The 14,417-nt window shown below is 61.1% G+C and carries 15 protein-coding genes; 9 read left to right on the top strand and 6 right to left on the bottom strand.

All coding sequences use genetic code 11. The annotated features are described in order from the left end of the window. The first annotated feature begins 188 nt into the window (after positions 1–188). Positions 189–1,859 carry a putative bifunctional diguanylate cyclase/phosphodiesterase gene (locus IFT99_RS04975; protein WP_065988256.1) on the top strand — a complete coding sequence of 557 codons (1,671 nt, stop codon included), beginning with the start codon at positions 189–191 and terminating at the stop codon, positions 1,857–1,859. Between the two features lie 34 nt (positions 1,860–1,893). Here IFT99_RS04975 and IFT99_RS04980 read toward each other — a convergent pair whose 3' ends face one another. Further along, the gene (locus IFT99_RS04980; protein WP_192130671.1) at positions 1,894–3,276 is read right to left on the bottom strand and encodes a NorM family multidrug efflux MATE transporter; all 1,383 of its coding nucleotides are present in this window, start codon (positions 3,274–3,276) and stop codon (positions 1,894–1,896) included. Positions 3,277–3,440: 164 nt separating this feature from the next. Here IFT99_RS04980 and IFT99_RS04985 point away from each other — a divergent pair, with 164 nt between their 5' ends. Together IFT99_RS04985 and IFT99_RS04990 are read left to right on the top strand one after the other, a co-directional pair. Next, positions 3,441–4,361 carry a LysR substrate-binding domain-containing protein gene (locus IFT99_RS04985; RefSeq protein WP_192130672.1) on the top strand — a complete coding sequence of 307 codons (921 nt, stop codon included), beginning with the start codon at positions 3,441–3,443 and terminating at the stop codon, positions 4,359–4,361. A gap of 219 nt (positions 4,362–4,580) precedes the next feature. Beyond that, positions 4,581–6,557: a methyl-accepting chemotaxis protein gene (locus IFT99_RS04990; protein ID WP_192130673.1), complete on the top strand. Its 1,977-nt coding sequence runs from the start codon at positions 4,581–4,583 to the stop codon at positions 6,555–6,557. Positions 6,558–6,612: 55 nt separating this feature from the next. On the opposite strand, the gene IFT99_RS04995 is transcribed toward IFT99_RS04990, so the two are convergent. Both IFT99_RS04995 and IFT99_RS05000 read right to left on the bottom strand, forming a co-directional pair. Beyond that, positions 6,613–6,894 carry a type II toxin-antitoxin system RelB/DinJ family antitoxin gene (locus IFT99_RS04995; protein ID WP_192130674.1) on the bottom strand — a complete coding sequence of 94 codons (282 nt, stop codon included), beginning with the start codon at positions 6,892–6,894 and terminating at the stop codon, positions 6,613–6,615. A gap of 14 nt (positions 6,895–6,908) precedes the next feature. Beyond that, positions 6,909–8,402, bottom strand: a complete 1,494-nt coding sequence (locus tag IFT99_RS05000) for a YifB family Mg chelatase-like AAA ATPase (protein WP_192130675.1) — start codon at positions 8,400–8,402, stop codon at positions 6,909–6,911. Between the two features lie 185 nt (positions 8,403–8,587). On the opposite strand from IFT99_RS05000, the gene IFT99_RS05005 reads away from it, so the two are divergent. Continuing rightward, positions 8,588–8,866, top strand: a complete 279-nt coding sequence (locus tag IFT99_RS05005; RefSeq protein WP_192130676.1) for a type II toxin-antitoxin system RelE/ParE family toxin — start codon at positions 8,588–8,590, stop codon at positions 8,864–8,866. Positions 8,867–8,873: 7 nt separating this feature from the next. Then, complete coding sequence (locus IFT99_RS05010; RefSeq protein ID WP_192130677.1) at positions 8,874–9,179, top strand: HigA family addiction module antitoxin; 306 nt, start codon at positions 8,874–8,876, stop codon at positions 9,177–9,179. A gap of 20 nt (positions 9,180–9,199) precedes the next feature. Here the strand turns inward: IFT99_RS05010 and IFT99_RS05015 are convergent, their stop codons facing one another. Continuing rightward, on the bottom strand, positions 9,200–9,484 hold the full coding sequence (locus IFT99_RS05015; protein ID WP_192130678.1) for an accessory factor UbiK family protein: 285 nt from the start codon (positions 9,482–9,484) through the stop codon (positions 9,200–9,202). A 415-nt stretch (positions 9,485–9,899) separates the two neighbouring features. On the opposite strand from IFT99_RS05015, the gene glnK reads away from it, so the two are divergent. The 4 genes from glnK (at position 9,900) to IFT99_RS05035 (ending at position 12,714) form a co-directional block, all read left to right on the top strand. After that, positions 9,900–10,238: a P-II family nitrogen regulator gene (gene glnK, locus IFT99_RS05020; RefSeq protein WP_002555808.1), complete on the top strand. Its 339-nt coding sequence runs from the start codon at positions 9,900–9,902 to the stop codon at positions 10,236–10,238. Positions 10,239–10,272: 34 nt separating this feature from the next. Beyond that, positions 10,273–11,610: an ammonium transporter gene (locus IFT99_RS05025; RefSeq protein WP_192130679.1), complete on the top strand. Its 1,338-nt coding sequence runs from the start codon at positions 10,273–10,275 to the stop codon at positions 11,608–11,610. Between the two features lie 249 nt (positions 11,611–11,859). Next, complete coding sequence (locus IFT99_RS05030) at positions 11,860–12,291, top strand: secondary thiamine-phosphate synthase enzyme YjbQ (RefSeq protein ID WP_065987504.1); 432 nt, start codon at positions 11,860–11,862, stop codon at positions 12,289–12,291. Positions 12,292–12,384: 93 nt separating this feature from the next. Then, positions 12,385–12,714 (top strand): hypothetical protein, encoded by a 330-nt coding sequence (locus tag IFT99_RS05035; protein WP_065987503.1) that lies wholly within the window; start codon positions 12,385–12,387, stop codon positions 12,712–12,714. Positions 12,715–12,824: 110 nt separating this feature from the next. Here IFT99_RS05035 and IFT99_RS05040 read toward each other — a convergent pair whose 3' ends face one another. Together IFT99_RS05040 and xerC are read right to left on the bottom strand one after the other, a co-directional pair. Next, the gene (locus IFT99_RS05040; protein WP_192130680.1) at positions 12,825–13,520 is read right to left on the bottom strand and encodes an HAD family hydrolase; all 696 of its coding nucleotides are present in this window, start codon (positions 13,518–13,520) and stop codon (positions 12,825–12,827) included. Beyond that, positions 13,510–14,415 carry a tyrosine recombinase XerC gene (xerC, locus tag IFT99_RS05045; RefSeq protein ID WP_065987501.1) on the bottom strand — a complete coding sequence of 302 codons (906 nt, stop codon included), beginning with the start codon at positions 14,413–14,415 and terminating at the stop codon, positions 13,510–13,512. The genes IFT99_RS05040 and xerC overlap by 11 nt, the downstream gene beginning before the upstream one ends. Between the last annotated feature and the right edge of the window lie 2 nt (positions 14,416–14,417).

Below are 14,417 nucleotides of genomic sequence, written 5' to 3' on the forward strand. Positions count from 1 at the left end.
GTCGCTTTGAAAAGGGCGGGCATTTTAACAGGGTCAGCGGATTTCGCAGCCACCGTCCGACACTGTGATGCGCCGCGCTATCTATATTTCGCCGTTTTGTTACATTTGCCTACTGCGGATGATTATCGCGTTTGACGACCCTCATTCGGGGGTGCGCCAAGGTCTTTACGTTTGTGTGGGGAGTTAGCTTGTCTACGCCTGTCGAACCCTTGCGCTTGCTGCTTCTGGCGGACACGCCCGAATGGCCGGCATCGTTGCGCGAGTGCCTGGCGCCGCTCGTAGACGCCGCCGTCCTGGACTGCGCGTCGAGCTGGGACGCCGTTGGCGATCAAACAGACCTCGCAGCCCCTGGAATCCTTTTCACCACTGAAGCCCTTCAGCCCGCCGCCGGCCAATGCAACTGGCCCACCGTATTGCTTTTTGACACGGAGCCGGACGAAGAGCCCGTCGGCGTCAGCGACTGGCTGGTGCGCGATGCGCTCACTCCGCAGGCCTTGCGCCGTTGTCTGCGTCATGTGCGCGAACGGGGCGTGCTGGAAACCACGCTCAATCGCCTCGCAGAGCAGGACCCTCTTACCGGTATCGCCAACCGCCAGGGCTTTCAGACCCTGTTGGCCGCCCGGCTGGCCGAGTTCGACGGTCGAGGTCTGGCCCTTGGGCATCTGGACCTGGACAACTTCCGCCGCGCCAATGACGCGTTGGGTCATCAGGCAGGCGATCGACTGATCCTGCAAGTCGTGGCGCGGCTGAAAGGCCAACTGGAAGCGTGCGATCAACTGGCACGACTGGGCAGCGATGAATTCGCCCTTCTGATCGACACTCGACGTGCCCCTGAGCGGGCGGAGTCCATTGCCGAGCGCATCACCGAAGCCTTGTCCGAACCGTATTGGGTCGATGGCGAAAGCCTGTTGATCGGGTGCAGCCTGGGCATCGCCTATGCGCGCATCAATGGCGGCGCCGATCCCTTGATGTGGCATGCGCATATCGCCATGCAGCAGGCCAAAGGCACGCAGGGCTGCACGTTTCACGTCTTCAACGAACGCATCAACCGCAATGCCCGAAGCCTCGCCGACCTGGAAAGCGAGCTGCGCCGCGCCTTGCGTCGCGACGAGCTGGAGCTGCATTACCAACCGCGCCTGTGCCTGAACACCGGGCACATTCTGGGGCTTGAGGCACTGGTGCGCTGGCGCCACGCTGAACGTGGGCTGTTGCCGCCGAGTGAATTCGTGCCATTGGCCGAGCAGAGCGGGCTGATCGTGCCGCTGGGATACTGGGTCATCGCCCGTGCGCTCCGAGACATGCAGGCGTTGCGCGAGAAAGGCGTACCGCCGCTGCACATGGCGATCAACCTTTCATTCCGTCAATTCCAGGACAACCAGTTGCTCGCAACGCTCAGCCGATTGATTGCCGATCGCGGCATTGACGCGCAATGGCTGGAATTTGAACTGACCGAAACGGCGGTCATGCGCCGCAGTGACCTGGTCAGGCAGACCATGGACGCGCTGGGTCGCCTGGGGGTGCGCTTCTCGCTGGACGATTTCGGCACCGGGTTTTCATCCTTCGTGCACCTCAATAGCCTGCCGATCACGCTGCTGAAGATCGACAAGAGCTTTGTCGGTGAAATGGAGCAGCGCGAGGAAAACCGCAAGCTGGTCCACGCCATGATCAACCTGGCCCACAACCTCAGCCTCGAAGTGGTGGCCGAAGGTGTTGAAACCCCTGAGCAACTGGCCTTGCTGCGCAGCTTCAACTGCGATCAGGTCCAAGGGTTTCTCATCAGCCACCCGCTTGCGTTGCCAGAGCTGACGGAGTATCTGGCGATGCATCAGGTGCAGAGAAAGGGACTGCAGGGGACTTGAGGAGCCACGCACGGCCCTACAGGTCTGAGTTCGCCTACCCCATCACCACAACGCCCGTCGCCTCTTTGCGCAGCAGCCGCGCCGTCTTGCGCTCGAATGCCCAGGTCAGTGCGACCGCTGAGCAGAGCAGGCCGATCGCCAGTCCCCACCACACGCCCACCGCGCCCTGGTTCGCCAAAAACCCAAGGCCCCACGCCAACGGCGCGCCGACCACCCAGTAGCTCGCCAGCCCGATCAGGAACGTGGTTTTTGCGTCCTTGAAACCTCGAATGGCACCCATGGCAATGGTCTGCGTGCCGTCGAGAATCTCGAACCAGGCGGCGATGGCCAGCAGCTTCACCGCCAGCTCGACCACTCCCTGGTATTTCGGATCGTTGACGTCCACGAACAACCCGATGACGGCGTGGGGCGCGACCCAGAACAGAATGCCAAACGACAGCATCAGCAGCCCGCCGAAACCAATCCCCATGCGTCCGGCAGTGCGCGCCAGCAGCAGGTTTCCCGCCCCGTAGTGCAAGCCGATGCGCATGGTCACCGCGTAGGAAATCCCGACCGGAACCATGAACGCCATCGACACCGATTGAAGGGCGATCTGGTGCGCGGCCATCTGGGTGCTGCCCATGGCCCCCATGCAGAACGCCGCAAAGGTGAACAGCCCGACTTCCACCGCGTACGTGCCGCCAATGGGCAGGCCCAGGCGCCACAGCTCTTTCAGGCAGCTGCGCGAGAGTTTCATCAGTTCTTTGTGAAGGGGGTACGCCGCGTAGGCGCTGTGATAACGAATGTGAAGTGCGAGGGCCAGGGCCATGGCGTTGGTGACAATGGCCGTGACCAGGCCAATGCCCATCAGGCCCCAGTGCGGCAGGCCGAACAGTCCGTGGATAAAGGCGTAATTGAGCCCGAAGTTGAGCGCCACGCCCACCAGGCTGATCACCATCACGGGTGTGGCGCGCCCCAGCGCACTGGTGAATCCGCGCAGGGCCATGAAGCTCAGAAGGCCGGGCAGCGCCAATGGCAGCGTGATCAGGAATTCACTGGCCATGTGCACGTTGGCTTCATCTTGACCAAACTGCAGCAGAATCGGCTCGAGGTTCCACAGGATCAGCGCGGCAATCAGCGCCATGCCCCATGCCAGCCACAAGCCGGCCTGGGTCAAGCGTGTGACGCCTGCGTGATCGTTCGCGCCCTTGCGGATGGCAGCCAACGTGCCGACCGCGGCCATGACACCCACGCAGAAGAACGACACGAAGTTATAGCTCGCCGCACCCAGCCCGCCACCGGCCAGGGATTCCGGGCCCAGTTTGCCCATCATTACGGTGTCGGTGAACACCATCAGCATGTGCGCCATCTGCGAAGCAATCAGCGGCCCGGCCAGACGCAGGATGATCCACAGTTCTTTGAAGGCGTGCTGGTGCATGGTCTTTGCGCTCGGGTTACTGGTGTTGGCAGGCCGGTCATTGTGGGGATTCAGGCGGGGATGCACAAAGGGATAAATGCGATCTCTCGCATGAGTAAAACTCATCCTGATATTTCTTTAGTAGAGTGATCTCACCTGCCCGACTGCCTGAGGGATACCCGTCGATGTCACGCACCCTTCCGCCACTGTATGCCCTGCGCGCGTTTGAAGCCGCTGCGCGACACAGTTCGTTCACGCGTGCCGCTGAAGAGCTGTCGATCACCCAAAGCGCGGTCAGTCGGCATATCCGCACGCTCGAAGAGCATTTCGCCTGCCGTCTGTTTCGCCGCAACGGTCGCAATCTGCAGCTTACCGAGGCCGCGCGTGAGTTGCTGCCGGGCGTACGGGAAGGTTTTTTGGCCTTGGAGCGAGCCTGCAGCGCGTTGATGGCGGAGGAGGGCATCTTGCGCATGAAGGCTCCATCGACCCTGACCATGCGCTGGTTGCTGGCGCGGCTGAGTCGTTTCCGCCATCTGCAGGTGGGCAACGAAGTCCAGCTGACCAGCGCCTGGATGGACATCGACAGCGTCGACTTCACCCAGGAGCCATTCGATTGCGCGGTGTTGCTCAGCCATGGGCACTTCCCGCCGGAGTGGGAGGCGACCTACCTGTTCCCTGAGCTGCTGATTCCCGTGGGCGCGCCGACGCTGCTGGATGATGAGCCTTGGGATGCCGAGCGACTGGCTGGCGCCGAACTGTTGCATCCCACGCCCGACCGTCGCGACTGGCGCCGATGGCTGGAGCACATGGATTTGTCTGACCGGGTCTCGCTCAAGGGAGGGCAGGTCTTCGACACGCTGGAGCTGGGCATGATTGCGGCGGCCCGGGGTTACGGCGTTTCCATGGGCGATCTGCTGATGGTGGCGGAGGATGTCGCCCAGGGCCGACTGAGCCTGCCTTGGCGCACAGCGGTGGTCAGCGGGGAAAACTACTACCTTGTCTGGCCAAAGACTCGGCCGGGCGGCGAGCGTATGCGGCGGTTGAGTGACTTTTTGCAGGGCGAGGTGCAGGCGATGGAATTGCCGGACGTGACGATTCTGGAGTGAGCCGTAAAGCGCTCGGCCATCGAAAGCGGACGCAGGACAGCCAAAGAGGGGATTAATTCCGTCCTGAAACGATGTAGGACTCAAGTATTTCGTTTGTCCGCCGAAGGTGTATTGCAGAGCCGGTTCACCTCAATCGGCTCATCGATTCCCTCTATTAGAATTCGTCCGAATGGTGTTCCTGAGATCCAGGACGGCCCAGTCGTTCGGCAAGGAGCACCCATGCCTCAGCCTCGCGCCCGAATTGCCTCGCAACTCGGCATTGCCCTGGCCGTTATTCTGGCCGTCGTCATCAGCGGCAGCACGCTGTTTGCCCTGCGCTCACTGGACTCGGCAAATCTGGTCATCCGTGAGGAGCACATGAGCAGCGAAGCCCGGTTGCTCGCCGACCAGTTGAACACCTTCCACAGCACGTTGCGCGACAGCACCCTGCGTCTGAGCGGTCTGTTCGAGAAGCGTTTTTCGGCCGGCCTGAGCCTGCAGGGTGATCAGCAGATTGCGGTCGCGGGCGTGCAGACCCCTGCATTACTGCTCAACGGCAACGCGCTGAACAACGACTTCACTGAAGTCGACGACTTCAAAAACATGACGGCCGGCGTGGCGACGGTCTTCGTTCGCAGCGGCGACGACTTCGTGCGCGTCAGCACGTCCCTGAGCAAGCAGGACGGCTCGCGCGCCCTCGGCACCTCGCTGGATCACAAGCATCCGGCCTACGAAAAGCTGCTGGCCGGGCAGGGATACGTCGGTCGCGCGCTGTTGTTCGACCGTTTGTACATGACGCAGTACAGCCCGGTGCGTGACGCCAGCGGAAAGGTCATCGCCGTGTTGTTCGTCGGCTTCGATTACACCGACGCGCAGAAGGCGCAGTTCGACAACCTGAAAAACTTCCGCATCGGTTCCACCGGTTCGCTGGCGTTGCTTGATGAGCAGAACAAATGGCTGGTGCCGCCTGCGGGCGTGAAGGACCTGGATCAGGCAAGCACCACGCTGGCCGAGTTCGCCAAGACGCCGAGCGTTGGGCGTTTCTGGCAGGACGCCGGTGAAGATTTCTACACCGTCGGCGAGAAGTTTGCCGGCGGCCCGTGGACGGTTCTGGCGACGATGCCCAAGGATGAAATCAGCGCAGTGACCTGGAGCGTCGGCACGCAATTGGCAATTGGCAGCCTTCTGGCGATGTTGATCGCTGTCGGCGCCGCGATCTGGCTGTTGCGCAGCAAGCTACGGCCGCTGTCGGCGCTGGTCAGTCAGGCAGAAGCCCTCGGCGCAGGTGATCTGAGTGCACGTCTGAACATTTCCAGCCATGACGAAATTGGTCAGTTGGCAGGCAGCTTCAACACGATGGGCCAGGCGCTGGAAACCATGGTGTCCCACATTCGCACGGCCGCGCAGGAAGTCAGCACCCGCGCCAACGCACTGTCCGGCTTGTCGGGCGGCGCTTATGACGGAATGGAACAGCAATCCGGCGAAATCACCAGCATGGCCGGTGCAGTGGAGGAGTTCAGCGCCACGGCCCTGACCATCGCCGACAACATGGGCACCACCGAACGCATGGCCCAGGGCAATGCCCAGCAGACGCGCATCGGTCGTACGTCCATGGAGGAAGCATCGGCCTCGCTGGAGCAAATTGCAGGCTCGCTGAGCAGCACCGCGACGGTGATCGATACCTTGGGCCAGCGCTCGCAAGAGATCGGCGGGATTGTCAGCGTCATCACCTCGATCGCCGAGCAGACCAACCTTCTGGCCCTTAACGCCGCGATCGAAGCCGCACGCGCCGGCGAGCAAGGCCGGGGTTTTGCGGTAGTGGCGGATGAAGTTCGCAGCCTGGCATCACGTACGCGCCAGGCCACCGATGAAATCTCCGGAATGATCAGCAGCATCCAGCAAGAGACCAGCAATGCCATCAGCACTATGCAGCAAGGCAACGCGCTGATGCAGGAAGGTCTCGCGCGCAACGCCAAAGTCGCAGCAGCGCTGGCCCAGATCGACGAACAAAGCCGCTCGGCCGGTGAGCAATTCACGTCCATCACCACGGCGACCCAGGAGCAGAGCAACACCGCAACGCTGCTCAGCGCCAACCTGCAAAGCATCGCCCTGGCGAACAGCGAGCAACGCGAAGTCGTGTCGAACCTCGCGATCACCGCTCAAGAGCTGAACGCGGTCGCGTCTGACTTGCAGAAAGAAGTGGATCGGTTTCGGTGAGGCGGGAGAGCTGCCTAGGCGCTTGAGCAAACCCGCCTTGGCATACTTGCTCCATTCAATTGTCAGCACCGCGCTTCCTTTGGAGTAATTCGGTAGCGGCAGCCATCACGTCCTCATGCGAGTGCGTCGGCCCCGAGTCGTCCATGGCTTCACGCACCTTGGCCCTGAACCACTGATCGTAAGCGTCCGGGTGTGCGCCGAGGCCAGCGGGTAGACCGCCTTCGCGGACTACTCGAGTGAGCAAAATACGCACTGCATCGGAAATGGTGAGGCCAAAGTTGGCCAAGGTCTCCGATGCCTGGTTTTTAAGTGCCGGATCAATCCTCACATGCAGCATTGAAGTGAAGATCTTTAGTTCGACGAAGGCCGATACTGCAAAGCCTCAGCAATGTGGCATCGGGCGATTGCGTCCACCTTCTCCAGATCGGCCAGCGTGCGCGCCACTTTCAGCAATCGGTGTGCAGCGCGCAGAGAGAGGTTCAGACGTTCACAAGCATTCTCGAGCCAGGCTTCGTCTTCCGGCAACAGCGCGCAGTGCTGACGCAGTGCGGGCAGATCAAGGAATGCATTGGCGCAGCCCTGGCGTCGTTGTTGGCGCTGTCGGGCTTCGGATACCACCTCCGCTGCGCTGGCGCTTTCACCCTTGCAATCGGGCGTTGCCGCTAAAGACGTGGTTTCACGGGCGACCGTCAGATGCAGGTCAATCCGGTCGAGCAGCGGCCCGGACAGCTTGTTGCGGTAACGCTGAATCTGATCAGTTGAGCAGCGACAGCGCCCGGTCGGCTCGCCGTGATAACCGCACGGGCAGGGGTTCATCGCCGCCACCAGCTGAAAGCGCGCCGGAAAGCGCACCCGATCCCGCGCGCGGGAAATCACGATGTGGCCCGATTCGAGCGGTTCGCGAAGCACCTCCAGCACACGCCGATCAAATTCCGGAAGCTCGTCCAGAAACAGCACGCCGTGGTGCGCGAGGGTGATTTCGCCAGGTTGCGGGCGACTGCCACCGCCGACCAGCGCAGGACCCGACGCCGAGTGATGAGGCTGGCGGAAGGGGCGCTGGGGCCAACTGGTCAGCGGCGCGTGACTGGCGACCGATTGAATCGCCGCCACTTCCAACGCTTCGAGCTCATCCAGCGGCGGCAATAGCCCGGGCAAACGGCTCGCGAGCAGCGTTTTACCGGTGCCGGGAGGGCCGCTGAAAAGCAGGTTATGCGCGCCAGCCGCGGCCACCAGCAACGCGCGTTTGGCAGCGATCTGGCCTTGCACCTCACTCAAGTCGGGATAAGGCTGCGTCTGCAGGATCAGGCCATTGGATTTATAGGGCGAGATAACCGTGTGTCCATTCAGGTGCGACACCAGCTCCAGCAGATGACTGACCGCGATCACCTTCAGGCCTGACGCCAGGCACGCCTCCTCGGCATTCACCGCAGGCACAATCAGCGTGTGTCCGGCTTCCCGCGCAGCAAGCGCCGCCGGGAGCACGCCTTGGACGGGCCGAATCGCCCCCGACAACGCCAGCTCCCCCAGACACTCAATGCCCTCCAGCGCAAGGGTCGGCACCTGCGCGCTGGCGGCGAGCAAGCCGAGGGCGATGGCAAGATCGAAGCGTCCGCCGTCCTTGGGCAAATCGGCAGGCGCCAGATTCAAGGTGATGCGCCGCGCAGGGAATTCCAGCCGACAGTTGAGGATCGCACTGCGCACCCGATCCTTGCTCTCCTTGACCGCGCCCTCTGGCAGACCCACCAGCGTCAGGCTGGGCAGCCCGTTGGCGAGATGGGTTTCAACGGTCACGGCGGGCGCTTCAACGCCAACTTGGGCCCGGCTCAGAACAATCGCTAGGGACATGTCTTTCCTTGAAGGCAGCACCGCTTCCTGCGGCGAGCTGAAGGATAGTCATTAGCCCGGCGGGTGGGCGAGGGCATGTTTTACGGGCTGTGTCTTAATCGTCTCAGTGCTGTCGAAGTGCGTGTTGCTTTATTGGCAATGTGAATCTAGACTCGCGCCTTAACGAATAACGTTAAGCGTTCGCGATGATTGCAAGCTTCAAATGTAAGGACACTGAATCCCTTTTTCGACAAGGCAAAAGTCGAGTGTGGTCGTCAATTCTTTCGGTCGTAGAGCGCAAGCTGACGATGCTGGATGCCGCTTCTTCCTTGGTGGACCTAAAATCTCCACCGGGCAATCGCCTAGAAGCGCTCATCGGGAATCGCTGCGGGCAGCACAGCATTCGTATCAACGGCCAGTGGCGGATTTGCTTCGTCTGGGGCGCTAATGGTCCAGAGAATGTTGAAATTGTCGATTACCACTGAGGCAACTATGACCAAAAACGGAATGCGACCTGTACATCCCGGTGAAGTTCTCAAAGAAGAGTTCCTCGAACCCTTGGGCCTTGCCTCAGCAGCGCTGGCTCGGGCGCTGAGCGTCTCGACACCCACCGTCAACGATATCGTCCTGCAGCGCAGGGGCGTCAGCGCCGACATGGCGCTACGGCTGGCGGCGTGTTTTGAGACCACCCCGGAGTTCTGGCTGAACTTGCAGCTCACCTACGACCTGCGCAAAGCAGAGATCGAGCGAGGGCAGGCTATCAAGGCCCAGGTTCAGCGCATTGCGCACTGCGCCTGAGCACATTTAGGTTCTGAAGCTCAACCCTGCGGCTCAGCCTCTGATGCTTTCGGCTGTGTCGCCAGCTGCGCTTCCATCTCCGCCATCTTCGCTTCCAGTGCCTCAAGTCGGGCGCGGGTGCGGGCGAGGACGATCATCTGGCTGTCGAATTCTTCCCGGCTGACCAGGTCCAGCTTGCTGAAGCCGCTCTGGAGCAGCGCCTTGAACTGGGTTTCGAATTCGCTGCGTGGAACCGGGGTTTCGCCGTTGAACAGGCGGGAAGCGTGGCCGCTCAGGGCGTCGAGAAAAGCTTTGGGGGCGAGCATGATGAAATTCCAGAATCAGATGGCGCGAGTGTAGCACGCAGCTTTTGGCCCCTTGAGGCAAAGGATGCGCTGCACGCTTTTCGCGCATCGCCTCGGGCACGTGCGCACCGTTGTTGTGCGGTGATGGCAATCGACGACTACCCTAAAGCCTGAATTAACGGTGGAAGGGCCGAAATTCAAGACGATCGATGAGATGGCAAGCTTTCTGCTTAGTGGCTTGTAACCCATGCACTGATGCAGTCGCTGTGACGAATGCAGTGCGGCAGGCGGAGCGGGGAATGTTTCGTCAGAAGCGGTTTTCTGGAGCTGGTCAGGTCTCTTGCGGACACGACGCGTTACAAAGCCAGACACTGCGCTTAGACTTGAGTCGGGTTTGTTTTCCTGGGGCAAGTCCACCAATTCGGGAGAAAGTTTCATGAAGCTAGTCACTGCCATCATCAAGCCGTTCAAGCTGGACGACGTACGCGAGTCGCTGTCCGAAATCGGCGTGCAGGGCATCACAGTCACTGAAGTCAAAGGCTTCGGACGTCAGAAAGGCCACACCGAGCTGTATCGCGGTGCGGAGTATGTAGTCGACTTCCTCCCCAAGGTGAAGATCGATGTTGCGATCGACGACAAGGATCTGGACCGCGTTATCGAAGCGATAACCAAAGCGGCCAACACCGGCAAGATCGGTGACGGAAAGATCTTCGTGGTCAATCTGGAACAGGCCATCCGCATCCGTACCGGCGAAACCGATACCGACGCAATCTAAGCCGCCAAACCCCAACGCCCCAGGAGAAAACAATATGACTCTGCGTCAATTCGCAGGGCTAGGAGCCCTGTTGTCCCTCGTAACCCCTGGCTTGGCCATGGCGGCAGACGAAGTGGCAGCCCCCGTACTCAATTCCGGCGACACCGCCTGGATGCTGACCTCCACCGCGCTGGTGCTGTTCATGACCATCCCGGGCCTGGCGCTGTTCTACGGCGGCATGGTCCGCTCCAAAAACATTCTTTCCGTGATGATGCAGTGCTTCGCCATTACCGGCCTGATCAGCATCCTGTGGGTCGTCTACGGCTACAGCATGGCGTTCGACACCACCGGGATGGAAGCCAACGTCGTCAACTTCAACTCCTTCGTCGGCGGTCTGTCGAAGGCGTTCCTGGCAGGCATCACACCTGCGAGCATTACAGGCCCTGCGGCACTGTTCCCGGAAGCCGTCTTCGTGACCTTCCAGATGACCTTCGCCATCATCACCCCGGCCCTGATCGTCGGCGCTTTCGCAGAACGCATGAAGTTCTCCGCGATGCTGATCTTCATGGCCATCTGGTTCACCCTGGTTTATGCGCCGATTGCACACATGGTCTGGAGCGGCGTAGGTGGTCTGTTGTGGGACTGGGGCGTGCTCGACTTCGCGGGCGGCACCGTCGTTCACATCAACGCCGGTGTGGCTGGCCTGGTAGCGTGCCTGGTGCTCGGCAAGCGTAAAGGTTTCCCGACCACCCCGATGGCTCCGCACAATCTGGGTTACACCCTGATAGGCGCGGCCATGCTCTGGGTCGGCTGGTTCGGCTTCAACGCAGGTTCCGCGGCTGCGGCAAACGGCACCGCCGGTATGGCCATGCTGGTCACCCAGATCGCTACCGCTGCTGCAGCGCTGGGCTGGATGTTCGCCGAATGGCTGACCCACTGTAAGCCAAGCGCTCTGGGCATCGCCTCGGGTGTGGTTGCCGGTCTGGTTGCTGTGACCCCAGCTGCCGGCACTGTCGGCCCGATGGGCGGCCTGATCATCGGTCTGGCGGCAGGCGTGGTCTGCTTCTTCTGCGCCACCAGCCTGAAACGCAAACTGGGCTACGACGACTCCCTGGATGCCTTCGGCGTTCACGGTATCGGCGGTATCCTCGGCGCGATCCTGACCGGCGTGTTTGCAGCCCCTTCGCTGGGCGGCTTCGGCACCGTGACCGACATCGCGGCACAAGTCTGGATTCAGTGTAAAGGCGTCGGCTTCACGGTCATCTATACCGCGATCGTGACCTTCATCATCCTCAAGGTGCTCGACATGGTCATGGGCCTGCGTGTCACCGAAGAAGAAGAAGCGGTCGGCCTGGATCTGGCGCAACATAACGAACGTGGTTACAACTTGTAATCCACCCATGAAAAAATGCCCGGGTCTCCGGGCATTTTTTTGTCTGGCGTTTGTCGATAGGGATGTCCGCACAGGGAGCAGGCTTTCCAGGCAGGAACATCCGCTGCAATGTGCGGCCAATCCTGACGTTTCTGGACGCTTCCGAGGGCATAAATGCCCTTGTTCAGCGCTCGTGAAAATCGTCGCTCATTACGCACTTTGTTTTTTTTTCCAGCGCGTTAGAATGCGCGCCGAAGGGCGGAGAACGGTATGTGGCAACAGACCTTGATCACGCTGCGGGCAAGGCCTCGTGGTTTCCATCTGGTGACGGACGAGATCGTCGCGGGGCTTCGCGAGTTACGCGAATGCCGCATCGGCCTGCTGCATGTCTGGTTGCAACACACCTCGGCCTCGTTGACCGTCAACGAGAACGCAGATCCGGCGGTACGTCGCGATTTCGAGCGTTTTTTCAGCCGTCTGGTGCCTCAGGGGCGCGACGGCTACGAGCATGACGACGAAGGGCCCGACGATCTGCCTGCGCACTTCAAAGCCAGTCTGCTTGGCTGCCAGCTGACCTTACCGGTTACAAATGGACGGCTGGCGCTGGGCACATGGCAAGGTATTTATCTGGGCGAGCACCGTGATGCAGGCGGTGCGCGTAAAGTCCTCGTCACGCTTCAGGGTGAGGGGCACGACCGCTGAAAATACGCGGTAGTTGAATTTTTTCCGGCTGTCCAAGAAATCAAGCCCGGCTGGGCTATAACTAATCTGCTTTCGCAAGTCATGAGGTAGAACATGAGCGACGACGACATCGAAGAAGGTCTGGAAGACGAGCTGGAAGAAGGGGAGGACGGTGAGGGGCTTGCAGCGGCTTCCGATGAAGATGTAGTGGAGGTCGACGACAGCGCTGAAGTCTCTGCGACTCCGGCCAAAGGCAAGGCCAAGGCCGCCGTCTCCGTTGACGAACTGCCCAGCGTGGAAGCCAAGAACAAAGAGCGTGATGCTCTGGCTCGCGCGATGGAGGAGTTCCTGGCTCGTGGTGGCAAGGTCGTGGAAGTGGAGGCCAACGTGGTCGCCGATCCGCCCAAGAAGCCCGACAACAAGTACGGCAGCCGCCCTATTTAAGGGACTGGTTGTGCGCTTGATGAAAAACCCGCTGTCGCTGCGGGTTTTTTATTGCCTGCGATTCAGGCCGCTGAGGCCAAAGGGCCGGTTTGACGCGCTGGAAGCGCGAATCAACCCCAGCGCGCCAGCACCTCTGGCAACTGCGTCAGGCTACTGATCTCGCCATCCGGCGCTTTTTCAGCTTCCCATACTTTGCCGCCGGGGTTGTACCAGATCGCCCGCATGCCGGCCTGCTGAGCACCGGCGATGTCGTCGCCCGGATGATCGCCGACGTGCACGGCCTGGCGGGCTTCGGCATTGCCGCGTTTCAGCGCTTCAACGAAAGGCGCAGGGTCGGGTTTGCCGATGCCCAGATCTTCGGCGCACAGCGCGAAGGCGAAATAATCAGCCAGGCCGAGGCGGCGGACGTCGGCATTGCCGTTGGTCACGACACCCAGCGTGTAAGACTTGGTCAGGATCTCCAGCGTCGGCACCACTTCAGGGAAGATGTCCAACTGATGCCGCCCGTGAAGGAACACTTCAAAGCTCTGGTCCGCCAGCTCGTGGGCTTCGGCATGGCCATACCCGGCATCTTCAAGGGCGTGAAACAGCACCGTACGGCGTAACGCACTGATCCGGTGTTTGAACGTCGGATCCTCTTCGATGAGTCGCGAGCGGATTTCCCACAGATGCTCGACCGGAACCGGCCCGAGTTTTGGCGCGTTGGCAGCCAGCCAGTCACGCAGCTTGGCTTCGGCACTGACAATCGCCGGTGCGGTTTCCCACAGCGTGTCGTCCAGATCGAAGGTGATCAGCTTAATGCTCATTGTCGGCGTTACCTTTGCGCTTGGCCCGTGGATGGGCGCTGTCGTACACCGTGGCCAGATGCTGGAAATCCAGATGGGTGTAGATCTGAGTGGTGGCGATGTCGGCGTGGCCCAGCAGTTCCTGCACGGCGCGCAGGTCCTGGGACGACTCCAGCAAGTGACTGGCGAATGAATGGCGAAGCATGTGCGGGTGCAGGTTCTGGCCCAGCTCGCGCTCGCCAGCCGCCTTGACCCGCAGTTGGATCGAACGCGGCCCCAGACGGCGGCCTTGTTGGCTGACGAACACCGCATCGTCCTGCGGATTGGCGAGCGCACGCTGCTTGAGCCACTCCTCCAGCGCTTCCCGGGCTTTTCTTCCGACTGGCAAAACCCGGGTTTTGCTGCCTTTGCCGAGGACCTGCACAAGACCGTCCGCCAGATCCAGGTCTGCACAGTTCAGTCCGGTCAACTCGGACAGGCGCAGGCCTGACGAATAGAACAGCTCAAGGATGGCCTGATCGCGCCGGGCCAGAAAATCGTCTTCGACCCCGCCTTCAAGCAGTTGCAGGGCGCGGTCGGCGTCGAGGGTTTTCGGCAAGCGCCGCTCGCCCTTGGGCGGTGACAGGCCATTGGCCGGATCGTGATCGCAAAGGCCTTCGCGGTTGAGAAAGTGATAAAAGCCGCGAACGGCTGACAGCAATCTGGCCAGGCTGCGCGAGGACTGACCCTGCTGGTGAAGGCGAGCGACAAGGCCGCGCATGGCCTGAATATCCAGCGCTTTCCAGCTGTCGATGTGCTGCTTTTCGCAGAACGCCAGGACCTTGTTCAGGTCTCGGCGATAGGCTTCAAGCGTATGGCTCGACACTTGGCGCTCACTGCGCAGGTGCGTGCAGTAAGCGTCCAGTTGCCGCTCCATGA

Source organism: Pseudomonas sp. CFBP 8772 (assembly GCF_014841665.1).
Classification (GTDB): Bacteria; Pseudomonadota; Gammaproteobacteria; order Pseudomonadales; family Pseudomonadaceae; genus Aquipseudomonas; species Aquipseudomonas graminis_B.

Bases quoted from the DNA above. Each gene is read 5' to 3' on its own strand.
- IFT99_RS04980 (WP_192130671.1), bottom strand. From the start codon at position 3,276: ATGCACCAGCACGCCTTCAAAGAACTGTGGATCATCCTGCGTCTGGCC.
- IFT99_RS04985 (WP_192130672.1), top strand. From the start codon at position 3,441: ATGTCACGCACCCTTCCGCCACTGTATGCCCTGCGCGCGTTTGAAGCC.
- IFT99_RS04990 (WP_192130673.1), top strand. From the start codon at position 4,581: ATGCCTCAGCCTCGCGCCCGAATTGCCTCGCAACTCGGCATTGCCCTG.
- IFT99_RS04995 (WP_192130674.1), bottom strand. From the start codon at position 6,894: ATGCTGCATGTGAGGATTGATCCGGCACTTAAAAACCAGGCATCGGAG.
- IFT99_RS05000 (WP_192130675.1), bottom strand. From the start codon at position 8,402: ATGTCCCTAGCGATTGTTCTGAGCCGGGCCCAAGTTGGCGTTGAAGCG.
- IFT99_RS05005 (WP_192130676.1), top strand. From the start codon at position 8,588: ATGATTGCAAGCTTCAAATGTAAGGACACTGAATCCCTTTTTCGACAA.
- IFT99_RS05010 (WP_192130677.1), top strand. From the start codon at position 8,874: ATGACCAAAAACGGAATGCGACCTGTACATCCCGGTGAAGTTCTCAAA.
- IFT99_RS05015 (WP_192130678.1), bottom strand. From the start codon at position 9,484: ATGCTCGCCCCCAAAGCTTTTCTCGACGCCCTGAGCGGCCACGCTTCC.
- glnK (WP_002555808.1), top strand. From the start codon at position 9,900: ATGAAGCTAGTCACTGCCATCATCAAGCCGTTCAAGCTGGACGACGTA.
- IFT99_RS05025 (WP_192130679.1), top strand. From the start codon at position 10,273: ATGACTCTGCGTCAATTCGCAGGGCTAGGAGCCCTGTTGTCCCTCGTA.
- IFT99_RS05030 (WP_065987504.1), top strand. From the start codon at position 11,860: ATGTGGCAACAGACCTTGATCACGCTGCGGGCAAGGCCTCGTGGTTTC.
- IFT99_RS05035 (WP_065987503.1), top strand. From the start codon at position 12,385: ATGAGCGACGACGACATCGAAGAAGGTCTGGAAGACGAGCTGGAAGAA.
- IFT99_RS05040 (WP_192130680.1), bottom strand. From the start codon at position 13,520: ATGAGCATTAAGCTGATCACCTTCGATCTGGACGACACGCTGTGGGAA.
- xerC (WP_065987501.1), bottom strand. From the start codon at position 14,415: ATGGAGCGGCAACTGGACGCTTACTGCACGCACCTGCGCAGTGAGCGC.